At 37.1% G+C, this 20,362-nt stretch carries 16 protein-coding genes and 1 pseudogene; 2 read left to right on the top strand and 15 right to left on the bottom strand.

The genetic code is table 11. The annotated features are described in order from the left end of the window. The 15 genes and pseudogenes from CWB76_RS09295 to ccoN all read right to left on the bottom strand — a co-directional run bounded on the left by CWB76_RS09295 (nucleotide 1) and on the right by ccoN (nucleotide 16,073). Nucleotides 1-2,349, bottom strand: a complete 2,349-nt coding sequence (locus CWB76_RS09295; RefSeq protein WP_138607053.1) for a hypothetical protein — start codon at nucleotides 2,347-2,349, stop codon at nucleotides 1-3. After that, entirely contained in the window at nucleotides 2,346-4,007 is a 1,662-nt protein-coding gene (locus CWB76_RS09290; RefSeq protein ID WP_138607051.1) for a hypothetical protein, read from the bottom strand. Before CWB76_RS09290 ends, CWB76_RS09295 begins: the two co-directional genes overlap by 4 nt. Continuing rightward, nucleotides 3,991-5,247 (bottom strand): site-specific integrase, encoded by a 1,257-nt coding sequence (locus CWB76_RS09285; RefSeq protein ID WP_138607049.1) that lies wholly within the window; start codon nucleotides 5,245-5,247, stop codon nucleotides 3,991-3,993. The genes CWB76_RS09290 and CWB76_RS09285 overlap by 17 nt, the downstream gene beginning before the upstream one ends. A 172-nt stretch (nucleotides 5,248-5,419) precedes the next feature. Further along, nucleotides 5,420-5,563: pseudogene (locus CWB76_RS09280) on the bottom strand (tRNA 2-thiocytidine(32) synthetase TtcA); the annotation flags it as partial. 92 nt (nucleotides 5,564-5,655) lie between these two features. Continuing rightward, nucleotides 5,656-6,582 carry a universal stress protein UspE gene (uspE, locus tag CWB76_RS09275; protein WP_138607047.1) on the bottom strand — a complete coding sequence of 309 codons (927 nt, stop codon included), beginning with the start codon at nucleotides 6,580-6,582 and terminating at the stop codon, nucleotides 5,656-5,658. 162 nt (nucleotides 6,583-6,744) lie between these two features. Continuing rightward, nucleotides 6,745-7,899 carry a right-handed parallel beta-helix repeat-containing protein gene (locus CWB76_RS09270; RefSeq protein ID WP_138607045.1) on the bottom strand — a complete coding sequence of 385 codons (1,155 nt, stop codon included), beginning with the start codon at nucleotides 7,897-7,899 and terminating at the stop codon, nucleotides 6,745-6,747. Nucleotides 7,900-8,099: 200 nt separating this feature from the next. After that, on the bottom strand, nucleotides 8,100-8,837 hold the full coding sequence (locus CWB76_RS09265; RefSeq protein ID WP_138607043.1) for an FNR family transcription factor: 738 nt from the start codon (nucleotides 8,835-8,837) through the stop codon (nucleotides 8,100-8,102). A gap of 42 nt (nucleotides 8,838-8,879) precedes the next feature. Further along, entirely contained in the window at nucleotides 8,880-9,551 is a 672-nt protein-coding gene (locus CWB76_RS09260) for a sulfite exporter TauE/SafE family protein (protein ID WP_138570897.1), read from the bottom strand. Then, on the bottom strand, nucleotides 9,544-9,711 hold the full coding sequence (ccoS, locus tag CWB76_RS09255; RefSeq protein WP_008109812.1) for a cbb3-type cytochrome oxidase assembly protein CcoS: 168 nt from the start codon (nucleotides 9,709-9,711) through the stop codon (nucleotides 9,544-9,546). The genes CWB76_RS09260 and ccoS overlap by 8 nt, the downstream gene beginning before the upstream one ends. Beyond that, entirely contained in the window at nucleotides 9,708-12,080 is a 2,373-nt protein-coding gene (locus CWB76_RS09250) for a heavy metal translocating P-type ATPase (protein ID WP_138607041.1), read from the bottom strand. Before CWB76_RS09250 ends, ccoS begins: the two co-directional genes overlap by 4 nt. A gap of 8 nt (nucleotides 12,081-12,088) precedes the next feature. Next, nucleotides 12,089-12,580 carry a FixH family protein gene (locus tag CWB76_RS09245; protein WP_138607039.1) on the bottom strand — a complete coding sequence of 164 codons (492 nt, stop codon included), beginning with the start codon at nucleotides 12,578-12,580 and terminating at the stop codon, nucleotides 12,089-12,091. Between the two features lie 149 nt (nucleotides 12,581-12,729). After that, a complete protein-coding gene (gene ccoP / locus CWB76_RS09240) occupies nucleotides 12,730-13,764 on the bottom strand; it encodes a cytochrome-c oxidase, cbb3-type subunit III (protein ID WP_010389597.1) in 1,035 nt (344 codons plus the stop codon). Further along, nucleotides 13,761-13,946 carry a cbb3-type cytochrome oxidase subunit 3 gene (locus CWB76_RS09235; protein WP_010389598.1) on the bottom strand — a complete coding sequence of 62 codons (186 nt, stop codon included), beginning with the start codon at nucleotides 13,944-13,946 and terminating at the stop codon, nucleotides 13,761-13,763. Before CWB76_RS09235 ends, ccoP begins: the two co-directional genes overlap by 4 nt. 6 nt (nucleotides 13,947-13,952) lie before the next feature. Next, a complete protein-coding gene (ccoO, locus tag CWB76_RS09230) occupies nucleotides 13,953-14,627 on the bottom strand; it encodes a cytochrome-c oxidase, cbb3-type subunit II (protein ID WP_138607038.1) in 675 nt (224 codons plus the stop codon). Between the two features lie 12 nt (nucleotides 14,628-14,639). After that, the gene (gene ccoN, locus CWB76_RS09225; protein ID WP_010389600.1) at nucleotides 14,640-16,073 is read right to left on the bottom strand and encodes a cytochrome-c oxidase, cbb3-type subunit I; all 1,434 of its coding nucleotides are present in this window, start codon (nucleotides 16,071-16,073) and stop codon (nucleotides 14,640-14,642) included. Nucleotides 16,074-16,410: 337 nt separating this feature from the next. Between ccoN and CWB76_RS09220 the strand changes: the two genes are divergently transcribed. Both CWB76_RS09220 and CWB76_RS09215 read left to right on the top strand, forming a co-directional pair. Then, entirely contained in the window at nucleotides 16,411-16,839 is a 429-nt protein-coding gene (locus CWB76_RS09220) for a hypothetical protein (RefSeq protein WP_138607035.1), read from the top strand. 730 nt (nucleotides 16,840-17,569) lie between these two features. Further along, nucleotides 17,570-20,287, top strand: a complete 2,718-nt coding sequence (locus CWB76_RS09215; RefSeq protein WP_138607033.1) for a TonB-dependent receptor — start codon at nucleotides 17,570-17,572, stop codon at nucleotides 20,285-20,287. Nucleotides 20,288-20,362: the final 75 nt, after the last annotated feature.

Genomic DNA, 20,362 nt, shown 5'->3' with positions numbered 1-20,362 from the left:
CTACTTTGATTTATTTTTAAAATTAGTTACACCAAAAGAAGAAAGTAACGCTGTCATTCCTTCGGGGGTGGAGCTAATACTAGAAGTTTTATCTGTTATTTGGTTTAAAATATTTTCATCTGAAGAAATTGTTAACTTCACTTCATCTATAACATTTGTCTTAGGGTTTGTTATAAAAATTTTTTTTTCTTCGGTTGATATTCGAGCTATATTTCCATGTAGTCCATTTTTTAAAATTTGAATAAGCTGTTCAAGTAGAGCAACTTCTTTAGTGTGTTTTAAATACCAATCTTTTTTACAAGGAGATTTAAGTATATTTTCTTGTTTTGATAATCTGGCAAGCCTTATTGATTGAAATCTTAGGTCATATTCAAGTAATTTTATAGCATCAGTGTCCCCACATATATAGCAAGAGCTTTCACATAAAAAACAGCCACTTAAAAAATTATTTATATAATTACAAGGTGTAACAGAAAGCTCTTGTACACATATTCCTGTATCAGTAATACTTGCAGGGAGACCCCCATAAGTCTTTAACTCATCGTTTGTTATAACTCGGATATCAATATGACTAGCATCGAGATCTAATGTTGAAGTAACTCTATCAGCGTTAGTCTCTTCATTATTATGAATATACTCTAGTGTTTGCTTTATGCTTGTTCTGCCAGACCAAGAGGCTATGACACTTAAGGGAATACCTCCTTTTTCTGCATACGTATTTGCAAAGTGACGTAGTGAATGAAGGCGAAGTTTTTCAGTTTTAAAGCCATACTTATTAAATATATTTGTAGCTGGGTTGTTGTTAGAAAAAGCATTTACGAAAATTGTTTTTACTTTTCTTAATGAAATTATATTTAAAGGGCTACCAGACATTCCATGTACTGAATTAAAATTATGTTTGTTTGGTGCAATACAAAATAAAGCATGTTCAAGGTCGATATATTTTTCAGACTCAACATAGCACTTTGGGAATGTTGGAATATTTTCTTTCTGTAAACGTATAATTTCTTTTTGAATAGAGCCTATATCAGTAATGAACTGTATAGTAAGGCGATTTTTGAAGCTTTTAGTAAAATTTTCTGTTTGCAGAAGTCTCTGTATTGAGTATTTTGAAGGGGTTGTTGTATCTACCGCTGACAAGTTAATAACTAGATCACTAAGTAATAGTTTACTAATGTTCTTCTCAATAAGTTGGCTACTCTTAGTCTGACCACGCTTTAAATTCCACTTCCATTGACGTTCAGAAACACCTAATAGAATACTATTATGACATTTAAGTACTTCTACTTTATATTTTATTGGGTAAAAGCCTAATGCATACGCAACCGTAAAAATATTTGGAGGTTGAGAGAAGTCTAACTCTTTGACTCTATTCGGATCTACAATAAAACCGTTTAAAAGCTGCTTCCATGATTGTTTGGTATTTTTTAAAAAACGAACGTAATAGCGTTCAGGTTGAAAGTATCCATGAAAGAAATTTATAGCTTTTTTTACATGTGGAGCTAAAGCCTTTAAAACATGGTTTTGATTATCTTGGTACCCTTTACTGCCTGGCCAATCAAGATAATATATAGGCTGTCCACTTTTAGGTTTAATTGACTTTAGTTTTTGATTTTGTAGTAGAGGAACTTCTGAATTAAGCCGACATGGTGAAGCAAGTCCCAATAAAGCAACAGTTATAGGTATTGCATCTACTATATTAATCATACCTTCTTCGTCGAGTTTTCCGTTCTTATTTACATCTTTAAATACCTCATTGAAAATATAGCCAAGAGAAAAAATCATTGATTCTTTGGGCATTTTGAAAGCATTTTTATTAGCTCTATCGAATATATCGTCAGCCGCTCTAAGTCTATCACTATGATGCGGCCTTAAGTTACCAGAGATTAAATGGTGTCTTTTGCAAAAGTCCCAAAAAATATTTGATTGTTTACAGTCGTTCCAAAACTGAATAGGTAAGTCATTTAGATTTCGATATTTTTCACTTTCTGTTAAAATCTGTGACGCTACAGTAATTCTTAATTGCTTGCTATTATTAACGATCTTTTGCTGTTGTACATCCAACGCATAAACCTTTAGGAGCAATCCGTAATTTTTTGTAAGCAAGTCTGACTCGTAATTTTTTAATTTCCTGAAGTATGAATCATTCTTAGAGCGCCTTTGTCCTTTAACTGCTTTAGTAAATAGGTAACGATGACGAACTCCTGTATCAACATCTAGAATATACCAAACAGGATCATCCCAAGTTGGTTTTGAATGTTCTATAGAAGAAATATTTTTAGGTATTTCATTAGAATATGATTGGAGTAAATCTTGAAGTGCGAGGTGGTATTTATTGAATATATTCATTTGTTCAACTTTGGATTATGAAGCTTCATTTCAATACAAATTGCTATTGTTAGTTTTATATTGGCTATAACCTTATCTAACTTCTCTGTCGAACCAGAATTGGTGTAATTACTACTAAATGTTTTTATAAATTCACGTTTTGCAATAGCTTGTTCTAAAATTGCATTATGATTTGCGTCTAATAGAGGTCTAAAGTTAGGGCACCCATAACATGGTAATGGTCTTGTTAAGTTGGACTTATGATCGCATGCATTGCAGTTAGAAGGTTCTTTCTCTACTCCAAATATATCAATTTCATTTTCTACTGTTGTATCTCCATCAGTTATTGATACCTTTGGGTTAAAAGCATCTCGCAGTAACTGATTAGCGGCGTAGTTAGTATCAATATACTGTCTCTCTTTTAAACTTAATTGCAAATAAGCTCTTGCGCCAGGTTCAGTTACATTAGTTATTTTACAAATTTCAGAGATAGGATGACCATTTAGAGCTGCATTACAAAGCCAAGTGTGCCTAAGCCTGTTATTTGTTCCAACGACTCTACCAGTGCGTTCAGATAAACCTTTGCCATAACTATTCTCTGCGTTTTTAAAAATACTTTCTGATGCATGAAACAATTGTGATCTTTCGTATAAAATTGAATCAATAAGTTCACTATCAGAGAAATCAGCTGTAAAAATTTTAATATCTGGAATTATTGGGCAATGATTTATTAAAGTTTCAGATTGAGCAGTACTTAATTGTGCCCCACACTCATTAATAGCTAAGCTTAGGCCTTTACAATAAATCTCCCTGTACTTTAATAATAACGCCGAGAATGACTCTGTTAGAGGTATTGACCATTTTTCAGGGAAAAGACGAAAGTTAAAATCTTGATTGCTTTGTTTGATTTTATAACATCTAACATGAAGTGTTTTAACCCCCGTATTTATTGGCTCACCATTTAAATTTTTATCATTGAATGATATTCCAACTGGTAAAATATCTGACCACTTTAGCATAACTATTTGTCTTGGGCGTCTTGCTAACTGTATAAGTAAACGATAAGCAACCAGACTTTTCAGGTTTATGAAATTATTGTTCTTTTCACTTACTTTAGTGTAGTAATGAAGGTCTTCTGGAGGCTGATTTGGAATACTTCTGCACTTTATCCTAAGGTTCTCAAGTATAGAGTCATATTCGTAATCTGTTAGTCTACCTTTTGTCGGATGTAAACCATTAAAGCTTTGTTTATAACTATATTTACAAGCTAGCCTATAGTGCTTATCAAGTAACGTGTGATTCAATTTTAATGATGAGTTTAAAAAACCACTTATAGTTTTTTTTGTCGAGCCTCTTAGTACATGCCATATATTCTCAAATTCAGATATGTCACTACAATCGTTTGGAAAAGCCTGTCTCAAAGAAGCAATAATCGTAGTGACAGTTGAAGCAGATTTTGTTTCTGCGTAGTAAATCAGAGTATCGAGTAATATATATTTTAGCTTTGAAGTCCTAGGAAAGGATTGAAGCCATGCAATATTAGTTTTACGTCCTTTACCTAAATGTGCTAACTCCCAAGTATTATTAAATGTTTCAACTTTAATACCCGCTTGCGAAATAAACTTCTTTGGTAATTCAGGGATATTAGCCGGCAGCTTGGGTTCACTTTTTGGTTCCATCTATTTTTTCCTGATGTTCTTTCATTAGCTCAATTGCCGACAGTTGCTCATGTTTATCATTATAAACTCGGCCCATCTTTGAGTCAGGTTGCCACCCCATAGCACTTCTTCGCATATCCTCTATGAATTCCGAATCAAGACCTTTATTCATTCCTTTTATACTTAGTTTCTCATTCCACTTATGCCTTAAAGTGTGTGGGTGAATTTTATATCCAAGTTTAGTAGAAACTTTGCACAAAATATAATTAACCATTTCCCTAGTAATTGGAAGCCCCGCTGTTTTGTGAGTATTCTTTTCTGATACAAATAGAAAATCATGCAGAGTAGCTTTTTCAAATTTTATTCTTACATGGTGAATATAAAAATGAATTTCTTTCATTAACGTTACACTAATCCCTGCGAAATGTGCTCTCCCACACTTTTTATCAGGTTTATTTAATCTAGTATCAGTAGGATCATCTGGGCTTGAATAAATCTTTATCTTGTTATAATCACCATAAAATTGGCAATCAGAAATTTTTAACTTACAAACTTCACTTCTTCTAATACCAGTTTGTCTCAATATTGATAGAATTAAATAATTGCGTAACTTACACTTTTTAAAAGGATTATCTTTTGAACTAGGTAAAACTATTTCTTTAAATGAATCATAAATTTCATCAGGTATTACAGTTTCAACTAACTCTACACTTGAAATTTTATTAGTATCTTGAGTATAGCTTTCTCGTAATTTTAACTTTGAAATAACCCTATTATATGAATCCTTTAAATTGGGCGGTGCTTGTCGATCACCATGATAGTGTTCATGGATATATACTAAATATTTCCTAAGAGTTCTTATTCTGCCTGTTGATGTTTCTGTTGATACTTTGTTTTTATTAAATGAGGATGCTGAAATTGCATTCCTGATATATTTACTTTCACTATTATCAGGTACTGAAAATAGATTTTTTTGTGAAAACGAATCTTTTTTTAGGCGCATCTCCCCATAGAAATGACTTAATTCATTCGCACTTATATACAAACCAGAGCTAACTCTAAGCTCTAGATCAATTGCTTCTGCGTCAAAATAATTAAGTACGGTTTTGAGTTCATACGCTACACGGAGTTTGGTTGAATATGATGTGTTTAAAAATACATCATATAGAAACGTATTTGCTAGAGGTAAAATAGGAATATCATTTAAGCCAATAAAGGCTATAAAGCGCTTAGATCCAACTTTATATTGACTAACATTCATACTTTACAAAACCAATCATTACTATAAGTGGATTTGTAAAATATAGCGTACTTTACAAAAAGAGCAAAAAAGAATCTAAATATTAATGAATGACTTTAATTTTTCTTGAAGAATAATAGGTTGGAAGAAACAAAAAAAATATTAATAAATACAAAAAAGATATTTAATATAATTTTCCGCCAGATAAGCACACCATGATACGATCACCTTCTTCTATCATGTTAAAATCCATGACAGCTTGACCTGTGAGGCGACGTAAACGCTTTTGAAGCTTATTTAAGTTGTGTTGAGCTTTGGCTTGAGCAGAATGAGACACTACGCCCCCTTATAAACAGTACGGCAAAATTAATTGCTAAAAATAAAGGGGCGTATTATATGCCATATGTAATATCACAGCTACAGCAAACGTTAACTTTCTGCGAGTGGACTAACATAGCCATCAGGTTTCAATGCAAGTACATCACAATCGAGGCTGTCAATAACATGCTCAGCGGTGTTACCCACTAATGCAGCACTTAAGCCGGTACGTCCCACAGTGCCAATAACCACTAACTCACTATTTAAACGATTTGCAACATCCGGTATCACATCTTCTGGCAATCCCTCTTCAATAAAGCATTGATCAGAGGTTAGGTTAAACTCATTAGCTAATTCATTGGTTGATTCAATGTGATGTTTTTTAACTGATTCGTTGTAAAGCCCAGGATTAAACTCAGGAATTTCTATGGCAATATTTACCGGTGTAGCAGGGTAGGCATTGACTAAGTTAAGTTTAGCATTAGCCAGTTCACATAAAAATTGTGCATCTTTAATTATGCGTTTATTAAGTGATAGGTGCTGCTCATTTTCACTTACTGCATTCACAGCAGCTAAAATATTACCTTGTGCTGGCCATTGCATATCTTTAACAAATAGAACGGGCGTTGGGCATTTTCTAACTAAATGCCAGTCTGTAGGAGTAAAAATAACCGCTTTTAGTGCGCCATGTTGATGCGTACCTTTGATAACCAAGTCGTATTTATCATTGATAACGGTATTAATTATTGCCTCGTATGGGCGATTATGCCAAATAACTTGCGTATCTATATTTATATTTTGATAAGGAGAGATCAGCTCTTTAAGCCATAGCTCACGATCTTTAAGGACGGCTTGACGCATTGCTTCACGTTCATCGCCTGATAGCATAGTAGTCATTTCGTAAGAGAAATCGTAAACCGTCATAAAGGCGGTAATGCTTGCACCCGATTTTTTGGCTAAATCTATTGAACGCGCGAGGGCGTTTTGATCGTCTTTAGTTGGATCAATAACCGCGATAATACGTTTAATCGTTTCCATTGTGCTACTCCATTCACTTAACAGTTATACATTTAGTGTAACGCAAATACACAACAGTTAAAGGGGGTAGCACTAAGATTATTGTTCTATATCAAGAAATAAAGTTTCTCTAATTTTAAAACTCTTTATGTTGAATAAAAGCATGTAGGGCTTTATAAAGATTTAATTATTCTCAGGTTTTATTAAAGTGTTATCTTCTACAGTGAATCCACTCATTTTTTTCACAAAGCCCACTTCAGGTAGTAAGTTATAAACGTTATCTTTAATGGTAGAAAACAGATAACTCTTTCCACCTCTACTGAATAAGTTAATAAGATACCAATATTTTTTTTCAGGATAAACGGTCATATCAACGTTAATAAAGTGATTGTTATTGATATAAATGCCTCTAACGTATTTGTCATCTATTAGCTCGTCGGTTACATCTGACTGTATTCTAATGCCTCCCTTAGAACGTAAAATAGTGTTGTGAGTAAAATAAATATTTCCCCAATTAAAAGGCTCCGTTACACTTCTTGGTTTATTTGGGTAAGCATTGAGGATAAACTTATCACTGTCTATAAAGGTATTAGCAATAATTTTTACGTTAGAATAATAAGTAATTTCTATAGCAGTGCCTTTGGTGTTTTTGAAAGTGTTATATCTTACTAGAGCCTTTGATACAGGTTTAACCGTGGCAAATTTCAATGATCCCTTCAATCCCTCAAAAATATTATCTTCAACTGTAATATCATGCGTACCTCCATAGTTATTATTCCACGGGTGAGTAGTTGTTACTTGTGTGACATTTTCAAAGTAATTATTACGAATATCAATTCTGAAAGAATTTATATTCGCATCATGGGATGATAAATGTGAAGATGTTGCTCTTATAGCCGCATCACCAAAATCATAAAAGTGATTATGTTTAATTGAAATATCTTCGGAGCCTGCAAAAAGGATACCTTGCTCACCCCAAACATAATTAATTTTGTCTGTCGTTAACCCTCTAAAAATAAAACCATTAATTTCTATGAAGCGTGAATTATAAAAGGATAAAATATATTCTCCTTCAAATTGGTCACACTTTTTTAGTATGACGCCAGCATTAGCGGTGATAGTAATGTTACTAAGGTTTCTGACGATAATAGCTGAACATATATCGTAAACTCCTGGTTTGTCTATTTTAAGCTCAGAGTTTTCTGCAGTGTTTAAAATCAAGTCTTTTAGTGCTTGTGAGTCATCAATTCCATCATCGGGGATCATAGAGCTTGATACTTGACTACTAAATAAAATACTTAAAGAAAGAGTGATAAATAGAAATAAAGAATAAGGCATAAGATTGTCCTTCTATATAAGAGTGTAATAGGACGTAGTTGCTTTTATGTTAGAAAATGAGCTAGATAAGTAATTATCTTCATCGACTCTTAAAAGTGAATGGTTAATACCTCTACTCAAAGTGTTAGTAGAGATAGAGCATAATTGCAATAATTACGCTCTGATTTAGGGGGGATTAATTTTAAAATGAGAAACTATTATTAACGGGGTTTTATAATAGCAGCTGTTTTTGCAAGCGCGTCATTATCTAAAATAGTAATAAACTTACCTTCTACTTTAATTAAGTCAGCTTTTTGAAAACGACTCAATAAACGGCTAATGGTTTCAACAGTTAAACCAAGGTAGTTGCCAATTTCACCGCGGGTCATGGTAAATCTAAATTCTTTACGTGAAAAACCACGCTCACCAAAACGCTCTGATAAATTATAAATAAAACTCGCTAGACGTTCTTCGGCAGACTTTTTATTGAGTAATAACAGCATTTCTTGATCGTAGGTTATTTCACTACTCATTAAACGCATAATTTGTTGGCGAAGCTTAGGCAACTTACCAGCGAGTTCGTCAAGTGTATCAAAGGGGATTTCACATACCATTGAGGTTTCTAGTGCTTGAGAAAAGCTTTGGTGCTGCATTTTATTGATGGCATCAAACCCAACAAGGTCGCCAGCTAAGTGAAAGCCGGTAATTTGTTCATCGCCTTGCTCAGACAAAGTATACGATTTAAACGAACCTGAACGAACCGCAAAAATTGCATTTAAAGGCGCCCCCGATTCAAATAAGTAGTCACCCTTGTGTAATGGTTTTTTTCGCTCAATGATCTCATCAAGTTTATCCATTTCTTGGCCATTTAAAGAAAATGGTAAACATAACTGGCTAATACTGCAGTTATTACAGCTAATGGCACAATTACCTTTAGCACGACTTTGAGAAAAATCCATAAGTTCAATCCGTTAAATTTCTATGCACGACATTTTATAATGTTAATGCACTAGCTTATCTGTTGCAATGATCAGGAGGTAGATACCATACCAAATGATAACACTGCCTAATGTTATTCGTGTCCATGGGTGATTAAAAAGCGTATTTAGCTTTTGTGCAGCCATACCTAAGGTGATCATGGCAGGAAATGTGCCTAGGGCAAATGCCAGCATAACTAAAGCACCATTAATGGCACTGCCACTGGTCATTGCCCAAGTAAGTGCAGAATATACTAAACCGCACGGTAACCAGCCCCATAACGCACCATAACCAAGCGCTTTTAGAGGCGAATCAATGGGCATTAAATACTTATTAAGTTTAATTAAGTGCTGCCAAATGAGGGTTTTACCTAGTTTTTCGAGCCACTGTAAGGTGGCGGCTAGGCGCATAATATAAACGCCAACCAGTAACATAAAAATACCGGCTAAAAATGACAAAAATAATGAAAAGGCAGAATTTTGCGTAGCAAACTGGCTACTAATACCCGCAACAAGGGCTCCTGCTAGCATATAACTTAAAGCTCGACCGCTGTTATAAGCTAGAGAATATAACCACGTTTGACGTTTATTGCTGGCAAGTTGCAATGAGCTGGCAATACCACCACACATAGCAATGCAATGACCACTGCCAATTAAGCCCATTAAAAAAGCGCTAACAAAAATAGGGTCAATCATTACTTTTATTGTGCTGCTCTTTGTCGTCTTCAAACAAAATACTATGGCCTTGCTTGTTTAAATCAGAGAATTGCTCGCCTTTTACTGCCCAAAAAAATACGCCAATAGCAATTAATACAAACAAAATAGCGATAGGAACTAAAATATAAATTATGCTCATAACTTTAATAGCCTTAGTGAATTACATATCACAATAATAGAGCTGGCAGACATACCAATAACGGCCATCCATGGCGCAACTAAGCCCATAGCCGCTAGCGGTAATATAGAGCCATTATATAATAAAGAAAGCGCCAAGTTTTGTTTAATTATACGTCGTGTTTGTTTAGCAATAGTTAACAAGTGCGAGATAGAAGCTAAGTCACTGTTTAGCAATACAACATCAGCACTATTTTTAGATATATCGGCACCGGTTTCCATGGCGATAGATAAATGGGCACTGGCAAATACTGGGCTGTCGTTTACGCCATCACCAACCATAGCAACAATTTCACCTTGCGATGACCAGTGATCAACGGCATTTTGTTTATCTTTTGGACTGCAACTGGCAAGTACTGAATCAAGCTTTAACTTTTTAGCTACTTTGGCACCCGCATCAGATGCATCACCAGTTAGCATATGGCAACTAAGGTTAGCCGCTTGTAAAACATTAATTAGCTTATCGGCATCAGCTTTAACTTTATCTACAAAGTAAAAGCGTGCAACAGCCTGCTTGTTTATATAAAGCGTGGCTTGTGCGTTGGTTTTCTTTGTATCAAACCAGCCACTTTTACCAATAGCGTAATGGGTATTATCAAACTGGGCGCTTATCCCAATGCCTGGGTGGAGTTGTACATCGTCAAATTTACGCTGTCCTTTAAACTCCTTAAATGCACTGGCAATAGGGTGTTCAGAATAACTTTCAAGCTGGGCTGCAATATCAAGAATTTGCTCTTTGCTGTAGTTATCATCAAGTATGTCAATCACGTCGAGGCTAAATTTACCTTGTGTAAGCGTACCTGTTTTATCAAAGGCAAATAAAGTGAGCTTTGATAGCGTTTCGAGCACATGCGCTTGCTTTATTAATATGCCTTTGCGGGTTAAGGTTGCTACAGCACAGGTTAATGCGGTTGGAATTGCTAAACTTAATGCGCACGGGCAAGTGGCCACTAACACCGAAATAGTGATCCAAAATGCAACGTCAGGATCTACCTGATACCAACCAATCGCAGTTATGGAGGCAAATACTAGTAATACAGCAACAAACCACTGCGCTACTTTATCGGTAATTTCAACCAGTCTTGGGCGTTTTGTCAGGGCATTATGTTGCAGGCGAATAATTTGATTAAGCAGGGTATTTTGGCCTAGCTTGTTGATTTTTATTTCAATTATACCATCATGATTAACCGTGCCTGCATACACGTTATGATCAATGTACTTTCGTACTGGTTGATGTTCGCCGGTCATCATCGACTCATCAACACTGGTACTGCCTTTAACTAATATGCCATCAGCAGGAATGGTTTCGCCTGCCTTTATTAACACAATATCGTTAAGTTTGAGTTTTTTGGCGGCAATGATGTGCTCATTACCGCGTTCATCGAGCGTACGGGCAGTAAGGGGTAACAACTTTTGCAAGTTAGCAGTGAATTCACTGGCTTTTAAACGCGCTCTAAATTCTAAGTATTTACCTAATAAGAGTAAAAAGGTAAACATACAAATAGATTCAAAGTAAACCTCGCCTACTTCCATTACTGTGGCATAACAGCTAGCGCCATAAGCACCAAAAATAGCCAATGATACTGGTAAGTCCATATTCAACTGTTTTGCTTTTAAGCCATTAATTGCATTACTTAAAAAGGGCAGGGCGCTGTATAGGATAACGGGGGTAGCGAGAATTAAACTGATCCATCTAAAGTACTGTTCAAAATTGCTGTCCATTCCAGAGAACATGCCAAAGTACATTGCAAAGGCAAACATCATCACTTGCATGGTCATCAAACCTGCAACACCGAGACGACGAATATACGCTTTGGCAGTTTGCTGCTTTTGCTGAGCTTCTAAATCAGATTGAAAGGGGTACGCTTTATAACCTATTTCAGCCAATGAGGTAATTAGCTCACTTAAAGGCGTGGCGCTTTTATCCCAGTGGATCATGGCACGATTTGTTGAGGTATTTACATCAACGCGTTTTACCGATTTAAGGTTTAATAATTGCTTTTCAATTAGCCAGGCACAGGCGGCGCAGGTTATACCTTCAACACTCAGTAATACCTCAGAGTTGTTGTTGTGCGTACTAATAAATTCATCTTGGATATCTTCATTGTCATAGCTTTTAATAAAAGCGAGCTGTTCAGGAACCAGTTGCTCTACTTTGCCGGCACTTACGGTGCGGTATTTGTAGTAGTCGGTCATTCCTTGGTCAATGATGTTTTGAGCAACCGCTTGGCAGCCAATGCAACACATTGGCTCAGCGGTATTGTCTATAATAGCGTGTGCGTCAAACCCTGCCGGCACACTTTCAAGACAATGAAAGCAATTTTTAGACATACTAAATACTACTTATAGTTAGGAGTAACTAAAACGGTGGTTGTGGTTGGTAAAGTGACACTTTCTTTCATTTTCCAACTAGCATCAACAGGTTCAATAAACACTGAGTAAGCACCAGGCGTGTAGCTTTCTAATAATGCAGTAAATTCTTGATTAGCATTTGGAGTGAGGGTAGCTTCAAAATCATGAGCTTTTATAGTGCGATGAAAAAACGATAATTTTAGCGCGTGAATGTTGCTCGTATCGCCTTTAGTAAATTTAAAGCTTACTCGCTCATCAGATACATTTAGGTCACCATGTAAATACAAGGCTTTTGCTTTATCAAACTTGATCAGCTCTAAGTTGATTGCTTTGCCTTTTTTATAGTAATCGTCCACAACCATATCTGGGCCGTTACCAATGGCTGTAATAAATAAACTAATGCAGCCAATAATTGCAGCTAATGGAAAGAAGATTAAAAACCAAGGCCAAAAATTTTTATACCACGGAGTCGGTTGCATAGTCGCTCTAAAATTAATTAATGTGCGGCTATATTATAATAAATAGATCGAAAAGACTAAAAAAAAGCCTCCGAGTGGAGGCTTTTTTGATCTGTATTAATCTATTGAAATAAAAAGATTAAAACTGAAACGTTTTGTTAACTTTATCGTTATTTATCTTGCGATAAGCTGTAAACGTAAGCAGTTAATAGGTGAATTTTATCTTCGCCTAAAATCTCTTTCCAAGCAGGCATTACACCAGCGCGGCCATGGTTAAGTGTTTCTTCAACAGCACGTTGAGAGCCACCGTATAACCAAATGTTATCAGTTAGATTTGGTGCACCAAACGGTAAGTTGTGTGCAACTGAACCTTTACCATCTGCACCATGACATGCTGCACACATCGCGAATTTCGCTTTACCTGCATCGGCATCTTTTTGGTTAACAGTACGACCAGATAGGCTAAGTACATAAGCTGTCATTTCTTTAACGCCTTGCTCACCTAATGCATCACCCCAAGGTGGCATTGCTGCAACTCGACCTAAAAGTAATGTTTCTCTGATTTTGTCAGGTGTACCACCGTATAACCAATCTTTATCTGTTAGGTTAGGGAAGCCAGTACCACCTCGAGCATCAGAGCCATGACACTGTGCACAGTTTTGAGCAAATAAGCGCTGACCAATTTCAACCGCTAGTTGACCTTGCGTTTGCTCATGCTTAGTACCGTTTTCTAGTGCTACTTGTTGTGCTGCATCACCAGCAAACTTAGACTCTACTAAATCAGTAACAGGGATTTGTGCCAATTCATTGAAAATTGGGCCAAAACGCTCTTCAGCAGCACGATATTCTGCATCTAGCTTTACAAAGCGGCCATCTTCTTTAGCATCAATGACTGCTTCTTTCGATTCAGTTAAAGAAGTAACACCTTGGTTTGAGCTGGTCCACTTTGCTAAGCCTTCCCAGTTACCTAAACCTGGGTATGCTGCTAAGTAATAAACAGACCATACAAACGTTGCGAAGAACATGTAAGTCCACCATTTTGGTAGTGGATTGTTTAATTCTTCAATGCCGTCAAACTCATGTCCACAGCTTTCACCTTCTTTTACACCTACATAGTTTTTTAAGTTCCAAACTAGTAGACCAAAGATAATGATTAAGCATGCAAGGGTTAATACAATAACCCATATACTCCAAAAGCTAGTCATTTCTCAGACCCCTTTTCCTCGTTAGAGAGTGTATTGTTGTGTTTTTTTTCATCTTCAAATATGACATTAGCAGCGTCTTTAAAACGACTTTTACTGCGCTTACTATATGCCCATCCAACAATCACAATAAATAATACTAAAATTACCAGAGTCAAAATGCCTCTGTATGTCCCGTAGTCCATAATAATCTACTTCAAATGTGTGCCAAGTTGTTGCAAATAAGCAATAAGGGCTTGCATTTCTGTTGCACCTTTACCGTCATTCATTGCGTCAACTTTAGCAATGTCAGCGATTAGTTCTTCATCACTACCGTAACCTAAACCATCATAACGGTCTGTACGGCTATCGATTCCAAAAGCATCACGGAAAATTTTAAGTTTTTTCAGAGTCAAGCTTGTATCAAGCGTGGTCTCTGCTAACCAAGGGAATCCTGGCATGTTCGACTCAGGAACCACGGCGCGTGGGTCAACTAAGTGAGCATAATGCCAATCATCTGAGTAACGCTTACCTACACGTGCAAGGTCAGGACCAGTACGTTTAGAACCCCAAAGGAAAGGGTGATCCCATACTGACTCGCCCGCTACAGAGTAGTGACCATAGCGCTCAACTTCATCACGAAATGGACGGATCATCTGTGAGTGACAGTTAGCGCAACCTTCACGCACATAAATGTCACGACCTTCAAACTCTAGCGCATTTAACGGGCGTAACCCATCAACGGGTTTAGTTGTGTCGTCTTGGAACATTAGCGGAGTAATTTCTACCAATGCACCAAAGCTGATTGCGAAAACAGTCAAGATGGCCATAAGGCCGATATTTTTCTCGATAATTTCGTGTTTATTTTGCGAATTTTTATTGCTCATTATCTGACTCCGTTATGCTAACTGCGCTTGTTCATCAAGTTCTAGCGAGTTATTTTTCGCTGAAACTGTACGATAAACGTTATAAGCCATAACCAGCATACCTGTAACGATGAATACACCGCCTAAGAAACGCATAACATAGAAAGGATGAGAGGCTTCTAAAGACTGAACAAAGCTGTACATTAATGTACCGTCAGAGTTAACTGCACGCCACATTAGGCCTTGCATTACACCTGAAATCCACATTGCAACGATGTATAAAACAACACCCACAGTGTGTAACCAGAAGTGTGTATTGATTAATTTAATGCTGTACATACGACCTTGCGAGAATAACGCAGGGATAAGGTGGTAAATTGCACCGATAGAAATCATTGCAACCCAACCTAGTGCACCTGAGTGTACGTGACCTACAGTCCAATCTGTGTAGTGCGATAACGCATTTACAGATTTAATTGCCATCATTGGGCCTTCAAACGTCGACATACCGTAGAAAGACAATGAAACCACTAAGAAACGAAGTACCGGGTCAGTACGTAACTTATGCCATGCACCTGAAAGTGTCATAATACCGTTGATCATACCCCCCCAAGACGGCACGAATAAGATAATAGACATCACCATACCTAAGCTTTGCGTCCAATCAGGAAGCGCAGTGTAGTGAAGGTGGTGAGGACCTGCCCAAATGTAAAGCGAGATAAGAGCCCAAAAGTGAACAACCGATAAACGGTATGAGTAAACTGGACGACCTGCTTGCTTTGGTACAAAGTAATACATCATACCTAAGAAGCCAGCAGTAAGAAGGAAGCCTACAGCATTGTGCCCGTACCACCACTGAACCATCGCATCAACCGCACCGGCGTAAATTGAGTATGATTTAGTTAGTGAGACTGGAACAGCCATGCTGTTAACAATATGAAGTACTGCAACAGTAATAATGAAACCAGCATAGAACCAGTTAGCTACATAAATATGAGCCACTTTACGTTTAGCAATAGTGCCCATAAATACAACAGCGTACGTTACCCAAACAACAGCAATTAAGATATCGATAGGCCACTCAAGTTCTGCATACTCTTTAGAACTTGAAATACCCATAGGTAGAGTAATTGCTGCTAGAACAATCACTAACTGCCAACCCCAAAAGGTGAAGGCGGCTAATTTATCTGAAAGAAGGCGCGTTTGACATGTACGTTGTACGACGTAATAAGACGTCGCAAAAAGAGCACTTGTACCAAATGCGAAAATTACTGCGTTCGTGTGTAACGGACGAAGTCGAGAGTAAGTTAACCATGGTGTGTCAAAGTTAAGTGCTGGCCAAGCTAGTTGGGCAGCAATCAGAACCCCAATACCCATGCCAACGATGCCCCAAATCACTGTCATAATAGCGAATTGGCGTACAACTTTATAATTGTACTCAGTTTGTGATGCTACTGTTTGGCTCATTTTCTGGCTTCCGCTGCAATAAATGCGTTTAGAAATGAATTACCTACTTGTTAAAGTAGGACCTACTATTATTCCAAAGTATACTATCTAACCCCCACAACATGTGGTTGTTAAAGATAATAATCTCAAGAAATACTTGTTTTTTTTGCGGTTGAAATGATAAATTTTTTGGCCTTAAAAAGATAGGTCAATTGCGTAATAATATGACATCAATCAAACTTTATTGAGTTGCTGTCTATTTTTTGAGGTGATTTGTACCTTACTCACTCATTAAAGCCGATAATCAACCAACTTGCCCTAAATGTTGGGCCCATACATTAGATATTTGAGAACCTGCATGTATATATATAGAGTATGCTTACTTTCTTTTCTATTATTTTTACTAGGTTGTGACTTTTCTGGATCAACATCAACAGCAAAAGTAAGCCAATCGCAAACTGAGTGTAAAAATAACAAACCATGTCACTTTGAAAATCAAGTTAAGGTTTGGTTAAGCGAAGAAATCTTATCACCAGAGACACCGTTTTCAATTTATGCTCACTTACCTAATAATCTAACAATAACAGCGGCTAAATTGGAGGGAGTAACTATGTATATGGGTTACATTCCATTGCAGTTTACTAAACAAGATAATATTTGGTTAGCCGATACTATGGTTGGTATTTGCTCAGAGCAAAATATGGTTTGGAAATTAGTGCTCACTGCAGTTAATGAAAGCACTTCGGTTAACCAAACGGTTGAATATTATTTTAATGTTACTTACTAAAATGTTTTAGTTTTCAATTATTCATAATCGCACTATTTTTTGTGTAACACACTCCTGAGGCATAGTTTCTTTCCTAGCCGATGTTAGGGTCTGTTTTATGCTCAGCATAAAAAAGCTACATTCATTACTAAGTTAAAGCGCTGGGACTGTAAGCGCAATGATACCCAATAATCAAATCTGATCAGCGCTATACCAACATATGCAATAAAATACTTTTCTTCTATTACACCCTCGTTTTGCTATTACTCCTTTATAGGTATAGATCTAGATTGAAACTCTCAATAAACATAAAATTTGCACGATTAAAACTTTTAGTAAAAAAATTCAGACTAAATAAACAATCTACTTGCATAAATATGGTTAGTAATTAACACCTAGTTTTACCGTTTTAATAATGAGCTGTGATTAACATGTTAATTTACCTATTAAGGGCACATTAATGATTAAATTACATTTGATTACAAACTCCATATATTTGATTTCACCTATGTTTTTTATGTGATTGCGCTTGGTTAAGTTCATGACTTTTATCTGTTTTTATTAATTAACAATGAAACATGCTGTAACCTTTGTCCCTTTCATGGGGTACCTTAATTTTGGCTGTTTATATAGTGATCTTCAGTTAAGTTTTCGTTCAGTTAAAGGCGCCTAAGTTGCCCCCGCTCACTCAAAATTCTCATAAAAGTGAGCGTTACCAATTTAGGTAAATTTCAACAAGTAGGGTTCATCCATGAAAAAATCAACTCTTGGTTTAGCTGTAATTGCAGCAATCCCAATGTTCTCAAGTGTTCAAGTTTTAGCTGCAGACGAAGCAGTAAAGTCAATTGAAAAAATTCAAGTAACGGGTTCTCGTATCAAGCGTTCAGACATGGAAAACGCAAGCCCAGTTACACTTATCGGTGCTGATGACATTCAAGCTATGGGTGCAACAAGTATTGATAGTGTTTTACAAAAAATGACCGCTACGGGCGGTGCAATGACCAACCCAGGTATTAATAATGGTTCGGGTGGCAACGCACGTATCGATTTACGTGGCTTAGGTGCTAACCGTACATTAGTACTTGTTAATGGTCGTCGTATGATTGCATCAGGTACTGGTGCAGCATCAACGGTTGATTTAAACACCATTCCGGTTTCGATGATCAAACAAGTAGAAGTACTTAAAGATGGTGCATCTGCTGTATACGGTACTGATGCGGTAGCAGGCGTAGTCAATATTATCTTAAAAGATAATTTTGAAGGCCTAGACATGAACGTAAATTCTGCAATTACCGGTGAAGGCGATGCAACAGAAAACTCTATAGATTTCACTGTGGGTAGCTCTTTCGATAAAGGTAATATCGTTATCGGCATGCAGTACACAGATCGAGGTAAAGCATCACAAGCAGATCGTGACTTTTCAGATTGCCCAATCGCAGAAGATGCAAACGGGTTAAACTGTAACGGTGGTTCTGTTTATGCTGAGGGTGGTCACATTTGGCAAGACAGTACTACAACAGCATTAAACGATAAAGGCGAAGAAGTTAGCGTTGGCTTGGCACAAGGCGACAACGGTTTAAGTGGTCAAGGTGGTCTACACCCATTTACTGATGCTGATCGTTACAACTTTTCACCAACAAGTTACTTATACACGCCAATGGAGCGTTTAAATTTAACGGGTATTGCAACTTACGAAATTAGTGATGATACAAGTTTATTCGCTGAGTTCACTTACACCAAGCGTTGGTCAGAGCAGCAAATGGCACCACAACCTGTATGGTTTGGTTTTAAATATGATGAATCAATGGGTGACTCACTTCTTGGTCAATCATACACAAGTAAAGTAGACCGTAACGGTGATGGTTACGCAGATGTAGATGCTGATGGTAAATACATTACTGAATCTGCAAACTATGCGTACGGTGATGACCTTTTCTACGGTCGCCGTATGTCTGATACTGGTCCACGTATTTTTGAACAGTCAGTTGACACTGTTCGCGCCGTTGTTGGTGCTGAAGGTTTTGTAGGCGATTACTCTTGGGACGTTTCAGCGAACTTCGGCCGTAACGATTCGGTTGATAAGTTAAGTAACTTACACAACATGGGTGCGATCGGCGATAGTATTTTACGTACCGTAGATGGCGAAGTTGAGGGCACATTTAACCCGTTAGATCAGTCTGCTTGGACTTCAGAAGGTTTCCGTAAAAATGTATACACAGAAGTAAATAATGGTGGCAGCCAGTTATTCATTATCGCGGCATCTGTTTCTGGCGAGTTATTTGAATTACCTGCAGGTTATGCAGCATTTGCTGCGGGTGTAGAGCGTCGTCAAGAAAAAGCGTGGTTCACACCAGATTCACTAACTGCGCAAGGCCTTGCAAATGACCCTATGGTTGAACCAACAGCAGGTGGCTTTGATGTAAACGAAGCCTATGTTGAATTTGCGCTTCCACTACTAACAGATGCACCATTTGCGCAAAATGTAGAGCTTAGTGCCGCTATTCGTGCATTCGACTACAGCACGTTTGGTTCTGATAATACATGGAAATTAGGTTTAACATGGAAAGCAAATGATGAATTAATGCTACGCAGCGTTGTTTCAACGGCTTTCCGTGCTCCAACGGTTTCAGAATTATACTCAGGTAACTCTCCATCATTTAATCAAGTTGAATTCCCTGGTGCACAAGAGCAGGCTGAAGTAACTGTTGGTGGTAATGATGCATTAACACCAGAAGAAGCTGATACATTTACTGCGGGTATCGTGTATGAACCGCAGTGGTTTGATGGTTTCTCAATGACACTTGATTACTACTCAATTGAAATTGAAAACGCAATTGCAACTGTAGACAATCAATACATTGTTGATCAGTGTTTAGCTGTAGACACTAATGCAGGTTCTGCACTATGTCAGTCAGCAAATGTAAATCTAGATTCTACGGGTCGTATTACTTTTAACAACCAATTACAAAACATTGGTTCTGAAAAGACATCGGGTGTTGATTTAAATCTTGCATACAGCTTTGAAGCAGTAGGTCTTAACTGGAAAGCGGGCTTAGATACAACTTACTTAGATGAATATGTTGTAGAAGTAACTGGTTCTCCTGTTGATTACGCAGGCTTAGTAACATCTGGTTCAGGTGGTTACGCAGATCTTAAGTCAAACCTAACCATTAATGTGTCTGGCGATAACTGGGATGCACAATACCAAATGCGTTACATCGCGGGTATGGATAGCTACGCATGTCTAAATAAAGACACGTGTTATGCACCTACAACACCATCAGTTATCTATAGTGACCTAAGTGGTAGCTACCTAGTAAATGATACTGTTTCTCTTACTGCAGGTGTAAACAACTTGTTCGATAAACAGCCTCCTTACTACACTGGTAACAATGATTCAAACACTGACCCGTACACATACGATGTACTAGGTCGTCGTTTCTTCGCAAACGTAAACGTTAAATTCTAATTTTAACTAATTAGAACCACTAAAAGGCCTAGTTTTTACTAGGCCTTTTTTGTTGAACAAAATTAAAGAGGCACG

It is taken from the genome of Pseudoalteromonas sp. S1609 (genome assembly GCF_005887255.1).
Classification (GTDB): Bacteria; Pseudomonadota; Gammaproteobacteria; order Enterobacterales; family Alteromonadaceae; genus Pseudoalteromonas.
The sequence above is the reverse complement of the archived record's forward strand: the minus strand, read 5'-3'. Positions and strand labels throughout refer to the sequence as shown.

What these genes read in the sequence shown, in the direction of transcription:
- CWB76_RS09295 (WP_138607053.1), bottom strand. Translation starts at nt 2,349, where the DNA reads ATGAATATATTCAATAAATACCACCTCGCACTTCAAGATTTACTCCAA.
- CWB76_RS09290 (WP_138607051.1), bottom strand. Translation starts at nt 4,007, where the DNA reads ATGGAACCAAAAAGTGAACCCAAGCTGCCGGCTAATATCCCTGAATTA.
- CWB76_RS09285 (WP_138607049.1), bottom strand. Translation starts at nt 5,247, where the DNA reads ATGAATGTTAGTCAATATAAAGTTGGATCTAAGCGCTTTATAGCCTTT.
- uspE (WP_138607047.1), bottom strand. Translation starts at nt 6,582, where the DNA reads ATGGAAACGATTAAACGTATTATCGCGGTTATTGATCCAACTAAAGAC.
- CWB76_RS09270 (WP_138607045.1), bottom strand. Translation starts at nt 7,899, where the DNA reads ATGCCTTATTCTTTATTTCTATTTATCACTCTTTCTTTAAGTATTTTA.
- CWB76_RS09265 (WP_138607043.1), bottom strand. Translation starts at nt 8,837, where the DNA reads ATGGATTTTTCTCAAAGTCGTGCTAAAGGTAATTGTGCCATTAGCTGT.
- CWB76_RS09260 (WP_138570897.1), bottom strand. Translation starts at nt 9,551, where the DNA reads ATGATTGACCCTATTTTTGTTAGCGCTTTTTTAATGGGCTTAATTGGC.
- ccoS (WP_008109812.1), bottom strand. Translation starts at nt 9,711, where the DNA reads ATGAGCATAATTTATATTTTAGTTCCTATCGCTATTTTGTTTGTATTA.
- CWB76_RS09250 (WP_138607041.1), bottom strand. Translation starts at nt 12,080, where the DNA reads ATGTCTAAAAATTGCTTTCATTGTCTTGAAAGTGTGCCGGCAGGGTTT.
- CWB76_RS09245 (WP_138607039.1), bottom strand. Translation starts at nt 12,580, where the DNA reads ATGCAACCGACTCCGTGGTATAAAAATTTTTGGCCTTGGTTTTTAATC.
- ccoP (WP_010389597.1), bottom strand. Translation starts at nt 13,764, where the DNA reads ATGACTAGCTTTTGGAGTATATGGGTTATTGTATTAACCCTTGCATGC.
- CWB76_RS09235 (WP_010389598.1), bottom strand. Translation starts at nt 13,946, where the DNA reads ATGGACTACGGGACATACAGAGGCATTTTGACTCTGGTAATTTTAGTA.
- ccoO (WP_138607038.1), bottom strand. Translation starts at nt 14,627, where the DNA reads ATGAGCAATAAAAATTCGCAAAATAAACACGAAATTATCGAGAAAAAT.
- ccoN (WP_010389600.1), bottom strand. Translation starts at nt 16,073, where the DNA reads ATGAGCCAAACAGTAGCATCACAAACTGAGTACAATTATAAAGTTGTA.
- CWB76_RS09220 (WP_138607035.1), top strand. Translation starts at nt 16,411, where the DNA reads ATGTATATATATAGAGTATGCTTACTTTCTTTTCTATTATTTTTACTA.
- CWB76_RS09215 (WP_138607033.1), top strand. Translation starts at nt 17,570, where the DNA reads ATGAAAAAATCAACTCTTGGTTTAGCTGTAATTGCAGCAATCCCAATG.